Annotated in this window: 17 protein-coding genes and 1 rRNA gene; 8 read left to right on the top strand and 10 right to left on the bottom strand. The window is 71.9% G+C overall.

Features of this window, described 5'->3' with window-relative positions:
- Positions 1-3: 3 nt before the first annotated feature.
- Positions 4-120: ribosomal RNA gene (rrf, locus tag ACH35V_RS38010) — 5S ribosomal RNA — on the top strand.
- Between the two features lie 42 nt (positions 121-162).
- On the opposite strand, the gene ACH35V_RS38005 is transcribed toward rrf, so the two are convergent.
- Complete coding sequence (locus ACH35V_RS38005; protein WP_395979719.1) at positions 163-552, bottom strand: MerR family transcriptional regulator; 390 nt, start codon at positions 550-552, stop codon at positions 163-165.
- A gap of 101 nt (positions 553-653) precedes the next feature.
- On the opposite strand from ACH35V_RS38005, the gene ACH35V_RS38000 reads away from it, so the two are divergent.
- Positions 654-2,132, top strand: a complete 1,479-nt coding sequence (locus tag ACH35V_RS38000; RefSeq protein WP_395979718.1) for an MFS transporter — start codon at positions 654-656, stop codon at positions 2,130-2,132.
- Here ACH35V_RS38000 and ACH35V_RS37995 read toward each other — a convergent pair.
- The 5 genes from ACH35V_RS37995 to ACH35V_RS37975 all read right to left on the bottom strand — a co-directional run bounded on the left by ACH35V_RS37995 (position 2,129) and on the right by ACH35V_RS37975 (position 8,041).
- Complete coding sequence (locus ACH35V_RS37995) at positions 2,129-3,781, bottom strand: DNA repair helicase XPB (protein WP_395979717.1); 1,653 nt, start codon at positions 3,779-3,781, stop codon at positions 2,129-2,131. The two genes, ACH35V_RS38000 and ACH35V_RS37995, sit on opposite strands and share 4 nt — an antisense overlap.
- Positions 3,782-3,998: 217 nt before the next feature.
- A complete protein-coding gene (locus ACH35V_RS37990; protein ID WP_395979716.1) occupies positions 3,999-4,286 on the bottom strand; it encodes a hypothetical protein in 288 nt (95 codons plus the stop codon).
- Between the two features lie 2 nt (positions 4,287-4,288).
- A complete protein-coding gene (locus tag ACH35V_RS37985; protein WP_395979715.1) occupies positions 4,289-4,726 on the bottom strand; it encodes a hypothetical protein in 438 nt (145 codons plus the stop codon).
- A gap of 119 nt (positions 4,727-4,845) precedes the next feature.
- Positions 4,846-7,233, bottom strand: coding sequence for a helicase-associated domain-containing protein (locus ACH35V_RS37980; protein ID WP_395979714.1), 2,388 nt, complete (start codon positions 7,231-7,233; stop codon positions 4,846-4,848).
- 175 nt (positions 7,234-7,408) lie between these two features.
- The gene (locus tag ACH35V_RS37975; RefSeq protein ID WP_395979713.1) at positions 7,409-8,041 is read right to left on the bottom strand and encodes a TetR/AcrR family transcriptional regulator; all 633 of its coding nucleotides are present in this window, start codon (positions 8,039-8,041) and stop codon (positions 7,409-7,411) included.
- A 168-nt stretch (positions 8,042-8,209) separates the two neighbouring features.
- On the opposite strand from ACH35V_RS37975, the gene ACH35V_RS37970 reads away from it, so the two are divergent.
- On the top strand, positions 8,210-8,692 hold the full coding sequence (locus ACH35V_RS37970; RefSeq protein ID WP_395979712.1) for a GNAT family N-acetyltransferase: 483 nt from the start codon (positions 8,210-8,212) through the stop codon (positions 8,690-8,692).
- Positions 8,693-8,752: 60 nt separating this feature from the next.
- Here the strand turns inward: ACH35V_RS37970 and ACH35V_RS37965 are convergent, their stop codons facing one another.
- On the bottom strand, positions 8,753-9,196 hold the full coding sequence (locus ACH35V_RS37965; RefSeq protein ID WP_395979711.1) for a hypothetical protein: 444 nt from the start codon (positions 9,194-9,196) through the stop codon (positions 8,753-8,755).
- Between the two features lie 310 nt (positions 9,197-9,506).
- On the opposite strand from ACH35V_RS37965, the gene ACH35V_RS37960 reads away from it, so the two are divergent.
- Together ACH35V_RS37960 and ACH35V_RS37955 are read left to right on the top strand one after the other, a co-directional pair.
- On the top strand, positions 9,507-10,157 hold the full coding sequence (locus ACH35V_RS37960; protein WP_395979710.1) for an HAD family hydrolase: 651 nt from the start codon (positions 9,507-9,509) through the stop codon (positions 10,155-10,157).
- A 178-nt stretch (positions 10,158-10,335) separates the two neighbouring features.
- Entirely contained in the window at positions 10,336-10,734 is a 399-nt protein-coding gene (locus ACH35V_RS37955) for a cold-shock protein (protein WP_131969754.1), read from the top strand.
- A 28-nt stretch (positions 10,735-10,762) separates the two neighbouring features.
- On the opposite strand, the gene ACH35V_RS37950 is transcribed toward ACH35V_RS37955, so the two are convergent.
- Entirely contained in the window at positions 10,763-12,211 is a 1,449-nt protein-coding gene (locus tag ACH35V_RS37950; protein ID WP_395979709.1) for an MFS transporter, read from the bottom strand.
- A gap of 183 nt (positions 12,212-12,394) precedes the next feature.
- Between ACH35V_RS37950 and ACH35V_RS37945 the strand changes: the two genes are divergently transcribed.
- Positions 12,395-13,306 (top strand): DUF3027 domain-containing protein, encoded by a 912-nt coding sequence (locus ACH35V_RS37945; protein WP_395979724.1) that lies wholly within the window; start codon positions 12,395-12,397, stop codon positions 13,304-13,306.
- A 2-nt stretch (positions 13,307-13,308) separates the two neighbouring features.
- Positions 13,309-16,281 carry a sacsin N-terminal ATP-binding-like domain-containing protein gene (locus ACH35V_RS37940; protein WP_395979708.1) on the top strand — a complete coding sequence of 991 codons (2,973 nt, stop codon included), beginning with the start codon at positions 13,309-13,311 and terminating at the stop codon, positions 16,279-16,281.
- 6 nt (positions 16,282-16,287) lie between these two features.
- Here ACH35V_RS37940 and ACH35V_RS37935 read toward each other — a convergent pair whose 3' ends face one another.
- Both ACH35V_RS37935 and ACH35V_RS37930 read right to left on the bottom strand, forming a co-directional pair.
- Complete coding sequence (locus tag ACH35V_RS37935) at positions 16,288-16,623, bottom strand: DUF2530 domain-containing protein (protein WP_395979707.1); 336 nt, start codon at positions 16,621-16,623, stop codon at positions 16,288-16,290.
- Between the two features lie 4 nt (positions 16,624-16,627).
- The gene (locus ACH35V_RS37930; protein ID WP_395979706.1) at positions 16,628-17,197 is read right to left on the bottom strand and encodes a TetR-like C-terminal domain-containing protein; all 570 of its coding nucleotides are present in this window, start codon (positions 17,195-17,197) and stop codon (positions 16,628-16,630) included.
- A gap of 108 nt (positions 17,198-17,305) precedes the next feature.
- Here ACH35V_RS37930 and ACH35V_RS37925 point away from each other — a divergent pair, with 108 nt between their 5' ends.
- Entirely contained in the window at positions 17,306-17,779 is a 474-nt protein-coding gene (locus ACH35V_RS37925; RefSeq protein ID WP_395979723.1) for a MarR family transcriptional regulator, read from the top strand.
- Positions 17,780-17,823 lie beyond the last annotated feature (44 nt).

Here is a 17,823-nt window from a genome sequence, read left to right as displayed (position 1 = left end):
GCGTTCGGTGGTTTTGGCGAAGGGGAAACACCCGGTCCCATCCCGAACCCGGAAGTTAAGCCCTTCAGCGCCGATGGTACTGCATGGGAGACTGTGTGGGAGAGTAGGACACCGCCGGACATTTATTGCAGGAAGGCCCCGCCGGAAACGGCGGGGTCTTTCTCATTTCTGGGCTTGTGTCTTGTGGTGCGTGATGCGGTCGGTGGCTGTGTCGATTACCTCGTTCAGGACGTCCCGGGACCGGACCAGATCGATGATCATGTGGTCGATGCGGTCGCGTTCCGCGGTGAGGTCGATGACCAGTTGTGGTGTGGCGATCTCCGACGGTCCGCCGTCCGCGTCCCGCATGCACGGCAGCAGCTCGGCGATCTTCGCGCTGTGCAGTCCGGCGGCGAACAACTCCTGAATGCGAATGACCCGGTCGACCGCGGCCTCGGGATAGTCGCGGTGACCACCGGGTGTCCGCTCGGACGCCAGCAGTCCCTGCTGCTCGTAGTAGCGCAGGGAACGCGCGCTCACGCTCGTCCGTTGCGCGAGTTCACCTATCCGCATGACCCACCTCACATGACGGCTACGGACTTGAACCTGACACTGATGGCAACTTCTACGGTAGCGGCCTGACGTATCCGTTCGCATGACCGTTCGAGGTGCTCATGTCTGTCCAGCCGCTGTCCGTGGACGTGTCTCACCGGCCTCGCCGTCCGGCGCGGGTCCTGGCTTTGCTCGCGTTCGCGCAGTTCATCATTGCCGCCGACTACAACATCGTCTATGTCGCGTTGCCCGAGCTGGGGCGCGATCTGGAGTTCTCCGGCCAGACCCTCCAGTGGGTCGTGAGCGCTTACGCGGTCGCGCTCGGCGGCTTCATGCTGCTGGGTGGACGGGCCGCAGATCTGCTGGGACGGCGCCGCATGTTCATTCTCGCGCTCGTCCTGTACGCCGTCTCGTCGCTGATCGGTGGGCTTGCCGCCAATCCGGGGCTTGTGATCGCGGTACGGGCCGCGCAGGGGCTGGGGGCGGCGCTGCTTTTCCCGGCGACGCTCGCGCTGATCAGCACCACTTTCGCGGAGGGGCCTGAGCGAAATCGTGCGCTTGCCGTGTGGGCCGCAATGGGAGGCGGCGGCCTGGCCGGTGGCGCTTTGCTCGGCGGGCTGCTCACCGACTTCTTCGGATGGGAATCGGTGTTTTACGTCTTCGTCCTGCTGGCCGGTGGGGCGTTGTTGGCGGCCTTCCCGCTGCTGCCGTCCGATGGCGCCTGGGGCGGATTGCGGGAGCGGCGGTTTGATCTGCCTGGGGCGTTGACCGCGACCGCCGGAGTGACGCTGTTGGTCTTCGTGCTGGCGCAGGGGCCGGTGTGGGGGTGGACGTCGTCGTCCATCCTCGGGGCGTTTGGCCTCGGGGTCGCATTGCTGGTGGTGTTCGCCGTGATCGAGGTTCGGAGTCGTGATCCGCTCATGCCGCCGCGCATGTTCGCCAACCGCAGCCTGCTCACGGCGATGGCGATCACCGCGGTGTTCGGCGCGGGCCTGGGCGCCCAGTACTACCTGCTGACCGTGTTCCTTCAGGACGTCCTCGGCTATGACCCGCTTCGGACGGGCCTGGCGTACCTCCCGCTGACGCTGCTCAACATCGCCGGGACGAAGGTCGCGGAGCGGTTGGTGACCGGTGTGGGAATGCGCGCCGCCCTGTCCGCCGGGCTGGTGATCGGTGCGGCGGGGATGGTGCTGCTCGCGGTCGCCGTGTCGCCCGATTCCGCGTTCGTCGTCGTGCTGCCCGGCATCATGGTCACCGGGTTCGGGATGGGCGTCGTCTGGACGTCGATGTGGATCGCGGCCGGCAACGGTGTGGGGCCGGACGAGCAGGGCGTCGCGTCCGGGATGGCGTCGGTGACCCATCAGACGGGGCTGGCGGTCGGCACCGCGCTGATGGTGCTCGTCGCCAACAGCGGGACCGGGAGCCTGGACGGCGCCGTCCTGCGGCGAGAACTCACCGAAGGGCTCGAGACGGCGTACTACATGGCCGCTGCTGTGACCCTCTTCGGGGCCTTTATCGCCGTCACCGCACTTGGGCGCCGACACCGACGCCAACGCCGAACGAGCCCTTCCAGTGAGATCCGCGTGGAGCGGGTGGTTTAGATTTCGTCGCCTGCGAGGACCGTGTCGGCGTCCACGATGCGGTACGCGTAGCCCTGTTCGGCGAGGAAGCGCTGGCGGTGGGCGGCGTAGTCCTGGTCGAGGGTGTCGCGGGCGACGACGGCGTAGAAGCGGGCTCCATGGCCGGACGCCTTCGGACGCAGCAGGCGTCCGAGGCGTTGGGCTTCTTCCTGGCGGGACCCGTAGGCGCCCGATACCTGGACGGCGACCGAGGCTTCCGGGAGGTCGATGGAGAAGTTCGCGACCTTCGACACCACCAGCACGCTGATTTCGCCAGAGCGGAAGGCGTCGAAAAGGCGTTCCCGTTCGCGGACGCGGGTCTCGCCCTTGATGACGGGTGCGTCCAGTAGCGCGCCGAGTTCGTCGAGCTGGTCGATGTACTGGCCGATGACGAGGGTCTGCTCGCCCTTGTGCCGGTCGACGAGCGCCTGGATGAGCTTGGTCTTGGTGTCGGTGGTTGCGCAGAAGCGATACCGCTCGTCGGGTTCGGCGGTGGCGTAGGCGAGGCGTTCCGCGTCGGTGAGGGTGACGCGGACCTCGACGCAGTCGGCGGGCGCGATCCAGCCCTGCGACTCCATGTCCTTCCAGGGCGCGTCATAGCGTTTCGGGCCGATGAGGGAGAACACGTCGCCTTCGCGGCCGTCCTCCCGGACGAGGGTGGCGGTGAGGCCGAGGCGGCGGCGGGCCTGCAGGTCGGCGGTCATGCGGAAGATGGGTGCGGGCAGTAGGTGCACCTCGTCGTACACGACGAGGCCCCAGTCGCGGGCGTCGAACAGTTCGAGGTGGGTGTAGACGCCCTTCCGGCGCGTCGTCATGATCTGGTAGGTCGCGATCGTGACGGGACGGACCTCCTTCTTCGCGCCGGTGTACTCGCCGATCTCGTCCTCGGTGAGGGACGTGCGGCGGAGGAGTTCCTGCTTCCACTGGTGCGCCGACACGGTGTTGGTGACGAGGATCAGCGTGGTCGCCTCGGCGCGGGCCATGGCGGCGGCGCCGACGATGGTCTTGCCGGCGCCGCAGGGGAGGACGACGACGCCGGAGCCGCCGTGCCAGAACGCCTCGGCGGCGTCCTGCTGGTAGGAGCGCAGCTCCCAGCCGTCCTCGACGAGGGAGATCGCGTGGGCCTCGCCGTCGACGTAGCCGGCGAGGTCCTCGGCGGGCCAGCCGAGCTTCAGCAGGGCCTGCTTGAGGGCGCCGCGCTCGCTCGGGTGGACGGCGACGACGTCGTCCCCGACCCGGTCGCCGATCATCCCCTTGATCTTCTTGGCGCGCAGGATCTCCTCCAGCACGGACCGGTCGGACGACGCCAGGACCAGCCCGTGCACGGGGTCCTTCTCCAGCCGCAGCCGCCCGTACCGCGCCATCGTGTCGGCGACGTCGACGAGCAGCGCGTGCGGGACGGGGTAGCGGGAGAACCTGAGCAGCGTGTCGACGACCTGCTCGGCGTCGTGCCCGGCGGCGCGGGCGTTCCAGAGCGCGAGCGGCGTCACCCGGTAGGTGTGGACGTGCTCGGGCGCCCGTTCGAGCTCGGCGAACGGCGCGATCTCCTTGCGGCAGGCGCCGGCCAGCTCGTGGTCGACCTCCAGCAGCAGCGTCTTGTCGGACTGGACGATGAGCGGACCGTCGGTCACGGAAAGCAGCCCCCGTCGGGAATCGGTGTTCGGAGTCGGGAATCCCCGCTGGTGCACGGTACCCGAGGCCGCCCGCGGCGGCGTCTTCGTCGTCCGGGCGGGAAAACGTCCGGCCCGGAGGTTCGACGAATGTTCAACGGCTGCGGGGCGCCGGGTCTTCCCGCCGTCGGCGGTATTTCGCGGGCGGCGGTATTTCGCGGGCGGCGGGCGCCGGCGGCTAGGACTCGGCGCCGACGGTCAGGAAGAACACGCCGATGGCGATTCCGATCACTACGGCCAAGGCGAAGAGCGACCAGCTCCAGATGGTCAGCTTCCAGGCGGAGCGCGGGTTGGTGGCGACTCGGCGCTGTGCGTGCAGGGCGGTGATGACTCCGGCGACGGCGGCGATGTTGAGGCACAGCACGCACGCGATGGAGTTGCAGACGAGCGCGGCCGTGATGGTGCCGCTGCTGACCGTCCGGGGAGGGACGCCGGGTGGCCCGTAGCCGTAGTCGGGCCCGCTCACGGTCAGATTCCGCCCGACGAGTCGTAGTCGGGGTCGGCGGCGGCGACCAGGAGCGCGTAGAGCACGATCAGGATGATCGCGATCACGACGCCGGCGGCGAAGAGCGACCAGCTCCAGATCGTCAGCTTCCGGGCCGAGTGCGGGTCGGTGCTGCTGCGTCCGAGCGCGATCGCGGCGGTGATGATGCCGGGGATCGCGACGATGTTGCAGCACAGCACGACCGCGATGGAGTTGCAGACGAGCGCGGCGATGGTGGAGCCGTTGCTCGGCGCCCTGTGCGGCACACCGGGAGGTCCGTAGCCATAGCCGTAGCCGGGAGGCGGGTAGCCCTGCCCGGCGCCGTACTGCGGCCCGTACGCGCCGCCTGGGTCCCAGCCCTGTGATCCGCCGCCGTAGGGGTCCTCCCAGCCCGACGGCGGACGCCCTCCGTACCCGCTCATCGGGAGCCTCCTCACACGTTCGCCTGGACACGCTATCGGTCCGATGGGTCACTGGTTGGACCGTATGCGAGGTTCGCCGGTTCCGGGCACTTGTAGATCGCTCAGCACTCGCAGGTCGCTCAGGGGGCGGGGTCGTCGGAGAGCTCGGCGACGCCGGTGATGCGGTGCAGCGCGAAGCGGTGCACGGCCGCGCGCGTCGCGTCGTAGCCGGTGAGGAAGCCGCCCTCGACGCGGACGGGTTCCACGATGCGGCTGGACGCCTGTCCCTGCTGGTCGAGGTAGCCGATCCAGACGCGTCCGCCCCGGTCGACGGCGGTGCGGAGGCGGTCGACGGTGGCCATCGCGGGGGAGCGGGGCGGTTCGCCGGACGGGGCGTCCGCGCGCAGCCTGGCCTGCTCCGCGCCGTGCCTGGACGCCTCGTCGCCCGCCCGCAGCGCCCGCACCGCGGCAGAGATCATCGAGGCGTCGGTGCGCTCCTCCGGCCGCAACCGGACGATTTCGGCGGTCGGCGGCGGGTCGGCGCGCTGCGCGTCCGGGCGGGTCACGATCACGCCGCCGCCCGGGGACTCGGCGACCGGGGCGAGGCCCATGCCGCGCAGCCCGTCGAGGAGGTCGGCGCGCTGCAGGCCCGACGCGAGCACGGTCGGGGCGAGGCGGTGCAGCCGCAGCGGGTCGGAGCGCCGGTCGGCGAGGATCTCGTCCAGCGTGGCGGACGAGTCGGTCCGGACGTAGGACGCGAGCGCGCCGACGCGCAGGTGCCCGTGCCTGCGGGCGACGTCGTCGATCAGGTAGGTGAGCGGCTGCGGCAGCGGCGTCGCCGAGTGGCGGGTCAGCAGGCCGGTGACGTCGGCGGCGGTCCGGCCGGCGTCGAGGGCGCGGCGGATCGACTCGGGGGTGAAGCGGTAGACGGTCGCGGCGCCGGTGGACTCGACGTCGGCGGCGAGAGCGAGCTCCCGGGCGAGCTCGGTGACCAGCGGGCCGGGCGCGATCGCGGTCAGGTCGGCCTGGATGAGGATCTGGCTGACGGGGGCGGGAAGGTGCTTCTCCAGGGCGGGCTCGGGGTCGGCGCCGGCGAGCAGGTCGCGGGCGAACGGGGCCGGCTCGCCGAACCCGGTGAGGCCGAGCGCGGCGGCCTCGCGCAGCGTCCAGCCGATGATCCGGTCGCGGCCCCGGCCGCCGCGGCGGGGCCGCAGCCAGGCGAGCCGCTCGCGGAGGGCGTCCTCGCCGACGGCGCCGCGTCCCGCGTCCACGAGGACGTCCAGGGTCGCCCGGCGGGTGGACGGGGCGCTGCTGCGCACCATCGCCTCGCTGAGCGCGTTGATGAGCCGGTCGCGGTCGTCGCGTTCGCCGGCGAGGCCGGCGGCGCGGTCGGACTTCAGCCAGCCGCGGGCCAGCTCCGTCCAGCGGCCTGCGGTGTCGCGCATGAGCCACAGGTCGTAGGCGGGTGTCGGGAGCCATTCGCCGTCGAGGTCGCCGCTGCGGGTCAGCAGCCCGGCCGCGTACGCGACCTCGACGAGCAGCGCGGCCTTCCATTCGGGGACGTCCAGCAGCACGGCGGCGGCGCGCAGGTCGCGGACGGCGAGGCCGCCGCTGCGCAGGACGGGCGGCGGTTCCAGGCCCCAGCGTTCGAGCAGCTCCTCGACGAGCCGGACGGCGTTGAACGCCTCCCCGGCCGCGGCCCGGACCACGACGTCCGCGCCGCGCGGGTCGCCGGGCGGGGGCGTGAGCGGCGGCGGCTCCGCGGCGACGTCCCGGAAGAGGCGCCCGCCGCGCAGGTGCAGCGCGACCTCGCGCGGGAGGGTGACCGTGCGGTCGTCCTCGGCGGCGAGGAGGCCGCGGGCGAGGAGCCGCTCGATCGGGGTGGCCGCGGAGTCGACCCGGACGGGACGGCGCGCGTCGGCGACCCGTCCGACCGGCGGGCCCCAGGCGAGATGGTCGAGCGCGGCCAGCGCGTCTTCGCCGGCGTCGTCGATCAGCGGGCCGGGTGCGCTCAGCAGCTCGGCGAGCCGCCGCAGCAGGCGCGCCGAGTCGGCGAACCCGCGCGGGGGCTCGCCGTCCAGGTCGGTGACCAGGTCGGTGAGCCGCTCGCGGGTGTAGGCGGCGAAGACCTCCTGGACGGGCGGGCCGAGCCCGGCCGGGTGCGGCAGGGCCTGCCGGACGCCGGGCGCCGGGTTCGGTGTCCCGTTCCCGTTCCCGTTCCCCCAGACCAGGCCGTAGCTCTGCAACGTTCCCAGAGCGTCCTCGACCTGTGCGGACGTGGCGTCGAGCGCGGTGGCGAGCGTGCCGGGGCCGTCCGCCGCGGGCAGGACGAGCAGTGCCTCCAGGACGGCGAGCGTGAACCGGTCGAGCCGGTCGAGGGCGCGGGAGACGGCGGCGGGAGTCGCGGCGCGGGAGGCGAGCGCGGTCAGGTCGGCGGGGACCGGTGCGAGCAGCTCAGGGCGCGCGGACAGGAGCGCGCGAAGCTCGTCGTCGCCTCGCGCGCGCAACCAGTCCGCGTACGTTTCCATGCCTTTCCCCAACTTTAGGGGGCTTCCGTGCTGCCCGAACCGGGCCCCTCAAGGGTAGGAGCCCGTGCGGGGTGCCCAGTAGGACGAACATGCCGTGTGCTGGAGGAACGCCTGCCATGCGGCGAGGCGTACGGTCAGTTGGGGTGCGGTCGGTTGGAGCGCGGAACGCGGTCGGTCAGGGGGACGCGGTGGTGGGTGCGGGGGTGCGCTCCAAGCGGACGAGCCCGAGCCCGAGTCGCGCCCAGCTCTCCACGAACCGCTTCTCGTCGATGCGGGTCGGCGGCTCGTACATCGACTCGTTCGCCAGCCAGTAGTTCACCACCGCGCCGCCGAGGATCGCCGCGATCGCCGGCCAGTCCTCGTCGGCGCCCTCGAACTCGGGCTGCGCCGCCAGCCAGGTGGCGATCCCGTCGTACAGGGGGTTGACGATGCCCTCGCGCATCTCCGCGACGAGGTTCGGGAACTGGTCGAGGTCGCGGAACAGCACCCGGATGAGGTCCTGCTCCTCGCGCATCTTCGCCAGCCCGGTCTGGCACGTCATCCGCAGCCGCGTCTCCAGCGGACGGTCCTCGTAGACGGCCGCCTGGTCCAGGACGTCGTCTATCTGCCGGTGGGTCCGCTCGATGTGCTCGCGGATGGCGGAGGCGAGGACCTCCTCCTTGGACCGGAAGTGCCGGTACAGGCCGCCCGCGCCCGGCGAGAGACCGGCGGCCGCCTCGATCTCCGCCACCGACGTCGCCGTGTAACCCCGATCGGCGAACAGCCGGAGCGACTCGGCCACGATCCGCTCGCGCGTAGATGTCGTCATGGTGATGTATTCCTCCGCAAGAACAGTAAGGCATCTTCGACCTGCGGGGCCCCTACGTCCCCCGCGGCACGCCCGAAACCGGGATCCGGCTCGCACCGGGCCGCGGACGACTAGGCTTCCTTCGTCTGCGCCCCGTCGCCGGAAGGGGCGTCGTCGGAAAGGTCGGCGATGTTCAAGTCTCCGCGGAAGGCGGCCGACGGGGCCTTCCTGCCCGAGGACTTCGTGGTGCCCACGCTGGTTGCCGGTTCCCGGTTCCAGATCCGTCCGATCACCGTGCACGACGTGGTCAAGGACTACGGCGCCGTGATCGGGAGCCTGGACCGGCTCGCCGGCCGGTTCGGGCCCGAGTGGGGCTGGCCGGACAGCGAGTTCACCTTCGAGCAGGCCCTGATCGACGTCGCCTGGCTGCAGAAGCAGGGCCAGCTGCGGCGCTCGTTCAGCTACGTCGTGATCACGCCCGACGGGGACCGCCAGCTCGGCCGCATCCATGTGGCCCCGTCCGACGACCCCGGCACGGACGCCGTCGTGGTGTTCTGGGTCCGCGCCGACGAGGAGAACTCCGCCCTGGAGAAGGAGCTGGAGGAGTTCGTCCGCGAGTGGGTCACGACCGCCTGGCCCTTCGACGCCGTCCGCTTCCCGGGCCGCGACTAGCCCTCCAGGCCGCGCCGGCTTCCCCGGCTTCCCAGGCTGCGGTTGGCTTCCGGGCCGCGGCTAGGCCCAGCGGCGGATCAGGCCGATGAGGAGTCGGCCCGCGATCAGGTAGACGAGGGCGGCCAGGCCGTAGTTGACGGCGACCTCGGCCTTGGGGTTCTCGGGCTGGAAGACGTCCTTGAACTGCCAGCACAGGTCGGTGGCCCGGTCGCCGAACCAGCGGACGAGGTCGTTCGCCGTGTTCGCCTCGAACGCGACGAACGTGATGTGCACGGCGAGGATCAGCACGACGACCGTGGTGACGGCCGAGACCGCGGTGGCGGCGATGCCGACGGCGCGGCGCCGCGCGGCGGCGGCGCCGGACGAGAACGACCGCCGTTCGCGCTGGTCGCGGCCGTCGCCGGGGTCGATGCGGGTCATCGAGTGCTCCTGCGCGGATGCGGGCGCGGGCGCGGTCGTCCGGCCGGGGTCGGGGTCGAGCGGCCGGTCGGGGGTGTCTGCCATTGCGGCCTCCTTCAGCGGCCCATTAACCGGGGGACCTCGCCGGGCGGACGTTCGGAGCTGATCGTCCTTTTGCTCGGGGTGGCCTGTTCGAGTCCTGCGTTTTCCCTGGTCAGATGGTTTGTGGTCGGGGTCCCGGGTATATCGGCAGCACGGGCGGCCGTTCCGGGTGGGACCGGGACGCAAGTTCCGGTCACAACTGAACGGTTCCCGCGCGAAAGTTCCCGCGCTCTCCTACTCGGATCCCGTCGCATCGCCACTACCAGGAGAGCGCGGGCACTCGCATGTGTCCAGCCCCCTTAACCTGTGGGACGTGCCCGATCACGATTCCCCCATGTCCCCGGCGTCCCCCGGTTCCGGACTCGCCGTCGGCTTCGACCTCGACCTGACGCTGGCGGACACGCGGGCCGGGATCAGCGCCGTGTACGCCGCGATCGCCGCGGAGACCGGCGTCGCCATCGACACCGACCTCGTCGTCAGGCGCATCGGCCCTCCGCTGGAGGAGGAGCTCGGCTACTGGTTCCCGCCCGCCGAGGTGCCCGCGATGGCGGCGCGCTACCGGGCGATCTACGCCGACATCGCGGTGCCGGCGACCGTCCTGATGCCGGGGGCCGCGGCCGCGCTGGACGCGGTGCGGGGCCGCGGCGGGCGGGTGATCGTCGTCTCGGGCAAGAACCAGGCCGACACCGAGCGGACCGTCCGCTACCTCGGTCTTGAGGTGGACGTCGTGGCCGGCGGCCTCTTCGGCGCGGACAAGGGCGCCGTGCTGCGCGAGCACGCCGCGGGCGCCTACATCGGCGACCATACGGGCGACGTGGACGCGGCGCGGGCGGCGTCGGCGGTCGCGGTGGCCGTCGCGACGGGCGCGTACGATTCGGCGGCCCTGACGGCGTACGGGGCGGACGTCGTCCTGCCCGATCTGCTCGCCTTCCCGGAATGGCTCGGCGGGTTCCGGACGACCTGAGCCGCGGGCGCGCATCCTGAGCTGCGGCGCGATATTCGGATGCCGTTGTCGGACGCGCCGGATAGCTTCTGATCGTCGGCCCCCACGGGCGTCGCGGGGGGTCCCGGTGTGTACACCGGCCCTTGGCGAGGCACTAATCTTGGGGTCGATTCAGGACGATTACCGAACGAGGTCTCCGGTGCCGACTGGCAAGGTCAAGTGGTACGACTCCGACAAGGGGTTCGGCTTCCTCACGCGCGACGACGGCGGTGAGGTCTTCGTGCACTCATCGGCGTTGCCGGGCGGGGTCACGACGCTGAGACCGGGTCAGCGCATCGAGTTCGGCGTGGTCGAGGGGCGGCGCGGCCAGCAGGCGCTCCAGGTGAAGGTGCTGGACACGCTGCCGTCGGTCGAGAAGACCATCGCCAAGCAGCGGCGCAAGAAGCCGGACGAGATGGTCGTCATCACCGAGGACCTCATCAAGCTGCTGGACGACATCTCCAACACCTACCGGCGCGGCAAGCACCCGGCCCCGGCGGAGGCCAAGAAGATCGCGACCGTGCTGCGGGCGGTCGCCGACGACCTGGCCGCGTCCTAGCGCATCGGCTTCACGGAGCCGGCGGCGGTCAGGTGTGCATCTCCGGGTGCGCGTCCTTGATCGTCGACGGGCGGTGCGGCGGGCGCCGTCGTCGGCGTACCCGGCGTCGCGTGCCCGCGCGGCGCGACAGCAGCAGGCCCAGGGACACGGCCAGCGCGGCGGACACGATCGCCAGCGCGACGCGTCCGTCCGCGACGATCGACATGCCGAGGCCGGCCAGCCCGCCGAGGACCCACACGAGTTGGTGCAGCGTCTCCGAGACGGCGAAGGTGGACGACCGCATCTCCTCGCCGATCTCGTGCTGCACCACGGCGTCCATCGACAGCTTCCCGAGCACCTGCCCGAGGCCCGCCGCGAGCGCGACCGCCAGCGCCGCCCACAGGCCGAAGAACGCGGCGCTCACGGCGGCGACGGCGGTCACGGACGCCAGCGTCGCCACGACGATCAGCCGGGGCGCCCGCGCCTTCATCCACACGCCGAGCGCCGTGCCGATCAGGCCGCCGGCGCCGGCGGACGCCGCGAGCAGGCCGAGCGCGACGTTGTTGGACACGGGGTCGAACCGCTCCTGGCGCAGCAGGAACGCCAGGTAGAGGATCAGGAAGCCGGAGAAGGCGCGCAGCACCGCGTTGGCCTGCATCGCCTCCGCGACGACCGGGCCGACGCGCGGCAGCGTCCGCCAGTGCCTGGCCTTCGGCCGCGCCGCGTCCTCGCCCTCCGTGTCGCCGCCTTCCGCCGCGCCGGTCTCCGGAGAGGGTTCGGCGTCCGGGACGTCCACGCTCTGCGGGAGCCGCATGGTGAACACGATGCCCAGCAGGAACACGACCGTGCCGATGCGCAGGACCCAGTCCGCGCCGATGAGCCACACGAGGCCCGCGGCGATCGGCGCGGTGATCGACGCGGCGATCAGGCCCGCGAACGCGGAGCGCGCGTTCGCCGTCACGAGGGTGATCTCGTCCGGCAGGACGCGGGGCGTCACGGCGGCGCGCAGCACCCCGAACGCCTTGGACAGCACGAGCACGCCGAACGCGGCGGGCAGGAACGTGACCTGGTCGCCGTGCGGCAGCGCGCTCGCCATCGACCAGCACAGCAGCGCGCGGACCACGAACGTGCTGGAGATCGCGTACCGGCGGACGTGCCGCGCCCGGTCAAGCGCCGGGCCGATCAGCGGCGCGACCAGCGCGAACGGGGCCATCGTGACGACGAGGTAGAGGGCGACCTGGCCGCGCGCCTGGTTGACGTCCAGGCCGAAGAACAGCGTCCCGGCGAGGGCTACGGTCACCAGCGCGTCGCCTGCGGAGTTGACCGCGGAGGACTCGATCAGGCTGCCGAGGCCGCTGCGTCCCGCGCCCTGGGCGTGTGTGGCGCGGCGGGTCAGCCGTCCCGTGCGCGCCATCGCGGAACGCGTGCTGCGCAGCGTCCGCGCCGCACCTCCTGTAGCGGCGCGTACGGATCGCCCGAACCGTGTCCGGTCACCCATGCGCCCTGATCTCTCCCCTGCGTCGTCCGGGTTCTCCGCTGAGGCTCGACCCCCTGATTGAGGGTACGTTCCCCGCTGGGAGACGTGCTCACTAACGGGGTGCCGGTGGTTGTTTTCCATCGGGTGGAGGGGTGAGGTGCCCGGCCACGTCGTTTCATGGGCGAGAATTGGCATGTGAGCTCACTGCCTCAGTCCAGCCCCGCGCGTTCCGCGTCCGCGTCCACCGCGTCCGCGCACACCGCCTCCGGGCCCGCCCGGAGGGCGCGCACGCCCGCCGTCGACACCGCTTGCGCAGAGGCCGTCGACCTCGCGCGCGATGCCGCGGACGACACGGCCTGGCCAGGCCAGGCGGGCGAGCATCTCGGCCTGCGCGCCGACGGCGACCGCGTGGTCACGCACTGTTTCGAGTGCCTCGACCCCGCCTATGTGGGCTGGCAGTGGGCCGTGACGGTGACGCGGGCGTCCCGCGCCAAGGTCGTCACGGTCAGCGAGACCGTCCTGCTGCCCGGCGACGACGCGCTGCTCGCGCCGCCGTGGGTGCCGTGGCTGGAGCGGCTGCGTCCCGGCGACCTCGGTCCGGGCGACCTGCTGCCGACGGCGTCCGACGACGTCCGGCTCGCGCCCGGCTACACGCAGGTCGACGAGTCGGTGGAGCGCGAGGCGCAGTGGGAGCCGGGGCTCGGCCGCGTCCGGGTCCTTTCCCAGGAGGGACGGGACGAGGCCGCCGCGCGCTGGTACGAGGGCGTCGGTGGGCCGCGTGCCCCGATCGCCGCGTCCGCGCCCGCGCAGTGCTCGACGTGCGGGTTCTACGTGGCGCTGGCGGGGGAGCTGCGGAAACTGTTCGGGGTGTGCGCGAACGAGTACGCGCCCGATGACGGACGCGTCGTCTCCGCCGACCATGGCTGCGGCGCGCACTCGGAGGCGGTCTCCCTTCCGGCCGTGTCCGAGCACAACCCGCCGGTCATCGACGAACTGGGCTACGAGGTCCTGCCGTCGCCGAGCAGGATCGAGGACGCGGTGCCGGTGCCCGAGGGCGAGGCGTCCGTGGTGGAGGACGCGGCGTCCTTGGACGAAGAGGCTCTAGGCCACAGCTGACGATGCCGGATTTCGGGACGCGCGCCCTGCGGGAGCGGGTGCTGCGCGCCTGGAGCGAGTCGCCCGCCCGGTTCCGCGAGGACGCCAATACCGAGGAGGACTTCGCTCTCGGCGGTTACCGCGACCGGGTCGTGGTCGAGCTGGCGCAGAACGCCGCCGACGCCGCGCTGCGCGCCGCCGTCCCCGGACGTCTCCGGCTGACTCTCCGGACGTCGCCGTCGGGGACCGTGCTGAGCGCGTCCAACACAGGGGCGCCGTTGGACGCGGCGGGCGTGGAGGCCCTGTCGACGCTGCGGGCGTCGTCCAAGCGGGACGAAGCGGCCACTGCAGGGCGGTTCGGCGTCGGGTTCGCCGCCGTCGTGGCCGTGAGCGACCGGCCTGCCATCGCTTCCGGTGGGGCAGGCGTGATGTGGTCGCGGGCCCGTTCTCAGGAGCTGGTCGAGGCAGTACCGGCGCTCGCGGACGAGCTGGAGCGGCGCGGCGGGCACGTTCCGCTGCTCCGGTTGCCGTTCGCCCTGGACGAGCCGTTCGCTGTGGACGAGCCGCCTGAGATTCCTTCGGGGTTCGACACGGTCGTGTGGCTGCCGTTGCGTGAGGATGCGGTCGAGAGCGTCCGGCGGCAGCTTGAACGAGCTGGCGCGGCGTTGATGCTGGCCCTGCCCGCGCTGGACGGCGTTGAGATCGATGTGGACGGGGACGTCCGTGAACTGACCGCTGAGCATCGTCCGCCGGGCGAGGTGGTCATCAACGGGGCGATGTGGCGGACGGCCGAGGCACATGGGGAAATTCCCATGGCGCTTCTGGAAGACCGTCCGGTGGAGGAACGGGCACGCCCGTTCTGGAACGTGCGGTGGGCGCTGCCAGAGGACGGCCTACCGGAAGACACCCCCGCCGTCGTGCACGCGCCAACGCCCAGTGACGAACGGCTGGATCTGCCCGCATTGCTCATCGCGTCGTTCCCGCTCGCACCTGACCGGCGGCACGTCGCACCGGGCCCGCTGACCGACTTCCTCGTGGACCGCGCCGCCGAGACCTACGTGCGGTTGCTGGTCGAACTAGACGTTTCGCCGAGCGTGCTCAAGCTCGTGCCCGGACCGATCGGGGCGGGTGAACTGGACGCCCGGGTACGGCGCGGCATCCGCGAACGCCTCCCGGAAGCGCCCCTGCTGCCCCACCGGACGCGCGGACGCGACGCGGTCGCCGTGGACGCCCCCGCGGAGTTCGTCGACCTCCTCGGCGGCGAGGACGGCGTCGCGGTCGGCCTGCTCCCGCCGGAGTGGCCCGCGCGGAGCCCCGCGCTCGCCGCGCTCGGGGTCCGGCGGGTCGAACTGGCGGACGTCATCGATGAGCTGGCCGCTGTGGACCGCGAACCGGCGTGGTGGCATCGGATGTACGGGACGCTCGGCGGAGCCGCCACAGACGCTCTGGGGGCCGTTCCGGTGCCGCTGGCCGGCGACGGCGGACGGATCGTCCGCGGTCCGCGGGGCTTGCTGATCGCGGACGGCGTCGACCCCGGCGGCCTGGACGCGCTGGGCCTGCGGTTCGTCCACCCGGAGGCGGTGCATCCGCTGCTGACCCGGCTGGGGGCCGTCGAGGCGGGGCCGCGGGCCGTTCTCGGTGACGCCGCCGTGCGCGCGGCCGTCGAGGAGTCGTTCGAGGCCGACGACCCCGACGCGGTCGCTGAGGCCGTCCTGGGGCTCGTTTCGGCCGCGCGGCTCGACCCCGGCGAGGAGCCCTGGCTGGCCGAGCTGGCCCTCCCCGCCGACGACGGGGAGCTGTATCCGGCGGGTGAACTGCTACTGCCGGAAAGCCCACTGCGCGCGCTGATGGCCGATGACGCGCCATTTGGCGTGGTCGACGGCGAACTGCTGGAACGGTGGGGCGCGGAGGCGCTCACGGCCGTCGGCGTCCTGGACGGATTCGCTCTCGCCAAGGGCGAGGACGTGAACCTCACAGGCATCGCAGACGAAGCGGAGACCCTGGACCTCGATGACGAGGACCTGTGGGCAGAAGACGTACTGCGGCGAATCGGCCCGCAAGACCTCCCGCCGCTCGTGCCGGAGTTCCTGGCCGTCCGAGACCTCGAACTGGTCGACGACTGGTCTGCGGCGCTGCGCGTCCTTGCGCAAGCGCCGTGGCGGGCCGCGATCGTCGATCCCGCCCATGTGACCTTGCACAACGGTCGGCGGGTTGCCGTGCCGTCCTATACGGCGTGGTGGCTGAGCCGTCAGCGCGTCCTGGACGGCCGTAGCCCCGGCGAGTTCAGGCTGAGCGGGGACGAGGCCCTGGCAGGGCTCTACGACGTTGCCCCAACGGGCTTTGACGAGCGGCTCCTGCTCGCCTTGGGCGTCCGCACGTCCCTAGCCGATTTGCTGGACGAGCCCGGAGGCGCGCAAGAGTTGCTCAACCGGCTCGGTGACCCAGCACGATCCGTCACCCGAGCACAGCTGGGCGGCCTATGGACGGCCCTGGCCGACACCCACGACCGAGCCGTCGAACCACCCGACCGTGTCCGAACGGTCGTGGACGGCGACGTCGAGGTCGTAGATGCGGCCGACGCCCTAGTCCTGGACGCCCCGGACGTCCTCCCGCTCCTCCGAGGCCAGCCGCTCGTCATCGCCGCGCAAGGACGAGACGAACGCCTAGCCGAACTCCTCGATCTGCCTCTGGCCGGAGACGAAATCCCTGGCGTCGTCCAATCGGAGGGCGAAAAACGTCCCGTACCGGACGCCGTCAGGGCCGTCCTGCCAGACGCCCCCGCCGACTACCTCGCACATGAACAACTAGTCGTGGACGGCCAGGACGTGCCGTGGTGGACCAGAGACGGCGAAGTACGCGCAAGCGGAGTGCACGGCCTCGCCCGCGCGCTCGCATGGTCGACGGGACACTGGGCCGACCGGCTCATGGTCGAAGCGGTGCTACGCGCCCCCGATGCGCTGCCAGACCTCCTGGCCGAAGCAGACCTGGAGCCCTAAGTCGCCCTAGTCGCCGCGCCCACGCTCCGCCGTCTCCGCAGGCTTGTCAGCATCAGCATCGGCATCGGCATCGGCATCAGGCTTCGCCTCGGCCTCGCGTTGGGCGGCGCGGGCGGCCTCCTGCCCGGCGCGGCGGGCCTGCAGCCTCGGGACGTACCAGACGCCGAACACACCACTGGCGAAGCCCGTGACGCACACCCACAGCCACCACTGGTCATCGTCCGGCAGCCCGACGATGAGCAGCACGACGAAGGCGACCGCCCAGGCGGCGGCGCCCGCGGCCGCGATGCGGACATCGTTGGTCTGCATGGGCGGCGGGTCCGGGCGGCGCGGTCGGGTCATGCGATCAGGTTACGCCGCGGGCGCCGGGCAACCCTCCGACGACCATGCCGATGAGCAGCTCGTAGCTGGCCTCCAGGTCCTCGGGCAGGCCGAAGCCGCCCGCCGCCTCCAGGACGGCGAACCCGTGCACGGCCGAACGCAGGCAGCGGGCCGCGTGGACCAGCTCCGAACCCTCCAGGGCGTAGCCGCGCAACGCCGCGTAGATGATGGCCAGGAGGCGTTCGCCCGCAGCGTTGTCCTCCGGCTGGACGTCCGCCGACTGCTCCATGGCCGCGTACCGTCCGGGATGCTCCACCACGTACGACCGGTAGGCGCGCATCAGGGCGCGGACGGCGTCGTCCCCGGAGCGTCCCAGCGCGGCCTCGCCGAGCCGTTCTGTAAGTTCTTCGAGCACGCGGACGGTGACCAGCTGTCGCAACTCGGCCAGGTTGCGGACATGCTTGTACAGGGAGGGCGTCGCGACCCCGGCCCTTCCCGCCACCGCGGCCAGCGTCAGGGCGCCGGGGCCCTCGGCGTCCACGATGGCGACGGCGGCGTCGACGACGGCGGCCGGCGACAGTCCGGCACGAGGCATTCCACACTCCTCTAATTTAGATAGCTCAATGGCTAATTAGCCTAGCCGCAGTGTCAAGGCACGGCGCAATGTCAAGGCACGGCATGGCAGCATGGGAGACCGATGACGATGACAACGCCACCCACCCCACGCCGTGCCGTGTCCGTCCCCGGGCTGGCCGAAGAGCTGCGCATCTCGATCGCCCGGCTGTCGCGGCGGCTGCGCACGCTGCGTCCCGCCACCGAGGGCGACCACGGCGGCGGGGGCCCGCTGTCGCTCACCCAGTTCGCCGCGCTCGCCGCGATCGAGCGGCACGGGTCGATGACGCCCCGCGAGCTGGCCGACCACGAGAAGGTGCAGCCGCCGTCGATGACGCGCGTGATCGCCTACCTGGAGGAGCGGGGCCTGGTCGCGCGCAGCCCGCATCCGACCGACGGGCGCCAGGTCGTCCTGAACGCGACCGACGCGGGCGCGGCGCTGCTGGCGGACGAGCGGCGCCGCAAGGAGGCGTGGCTGGCCAGGAGGCTCGGCGAGCTGACCGACGACGAGCGGGAGATCCTCCGCCGGGCCGCCCCGATCATCGACAGGCTCAGCCGCTCCTGACCCGGCCGCACCGGATTTGCCGGAATGCCGGGGCCGCGATTATC

Origin of the sequence: Actinomadura sp. 1N219 (genome assembly GCF_044326405.1) — a bacterium.
Taxonomy (GTDB): Bacteria; Actinomycetota; Actinomycetes; order Streptosporangiales; family Streptosporangiaceae; genus Spirillospora.
The sequence above is the reverse complement of the archived record's forward strand: the minus strand, read 5'-3'. Positions and strand labels throughout refer to the sequence as shown.

Bases quoted from the DNA above. Each gene is read 5' to 3' on its own strand.
- ACH35V_RS38005 (WP_395979719.1), bottom strand. From the start codon at position 552: ATGCGGATAGGTGAACTCGCGCAACGGACGAGCGTGAGCGCGCGTTCC.
- ACH35V_RS38000 (WP_395979718.1), top strand. From the start codon at position 654: ATGTCTGTCCAGCCGCTGTCCGTGGACGTGTCTCACCGGCCTCGCCGT.
- ACH35V_RS37985 (WP_395979715.1), bottom strand. From the start codon at position 4,726: ATGAGCGGGTACGGAGGGCGTCCGCCGTCGGGCTGGGAGGACCCCTAC.
- ACH35V_RS37980 (WP_395979714.1), bottom strand. From the start codon at position 7,233: ATGGAAACGTACGCGGACTGGTTGCGCGCGCGAGGCGACGACGAGCTT.
- ACH35V_RS37975 (WP_395979713.1), bottom strand. From the start codon at position 8,041: ATGACGACATCTACGCGCGAGCGGATCGTGGCCGAGTCGCTCCGGCTG.
- ACH35V_RS37970 (WP_395979712.1), top strand. From the start codon at position 8,210: ATGTTCAAGTCTCCGCGGAAGGCGGCCGACGGGGCCTTCCTGCCCGAG.
- ACH35V_RS37965 (WP_395979711.1), bottom strand. From the start codon at position 9,196: ATGGCAGACACCCCCGACCGGCCGCTCGACCCCGACCCCGGCCGGACG.
- ACH35V_RS37950 (WP_395979709.1), bottom strand. From the start codon at position 12,211: ATGGGTGACCGGACACGGTTCGGGCGATCCGTACGCGCCGCTACAGGA.
- ACH35V_RS37940 (WP_395979708.1), top strand. From the start codon at position 13,309: ATGCCGGATTTCGGGACGCGCGCCCTGCGGGAGCGGGTGCTGCGCGCC.
- ACH35V_RS37935 (WP_395979707.1), bottom strand. From the start codon at position 16,623: ATGACCCGACCGCGCCGCCCGGACCCGCCGCCCATGCAGACCAACGAT.
- ACH35V_RS37930 (WP_395979706.1), bottom strand. From the start codon at position 17,197: ATGCCTCGTGCCGGACTGTCGCCGGCCGCCGTCGTCGACGCCGCCGTC.
- ACH35V_RS37925 (WP_395979723.1), top strand. From the start codon at position 17,306: ATGACAACGCCACCCACCCCACGCCGTGCCGTGTCCGTCCCCGGGCTG.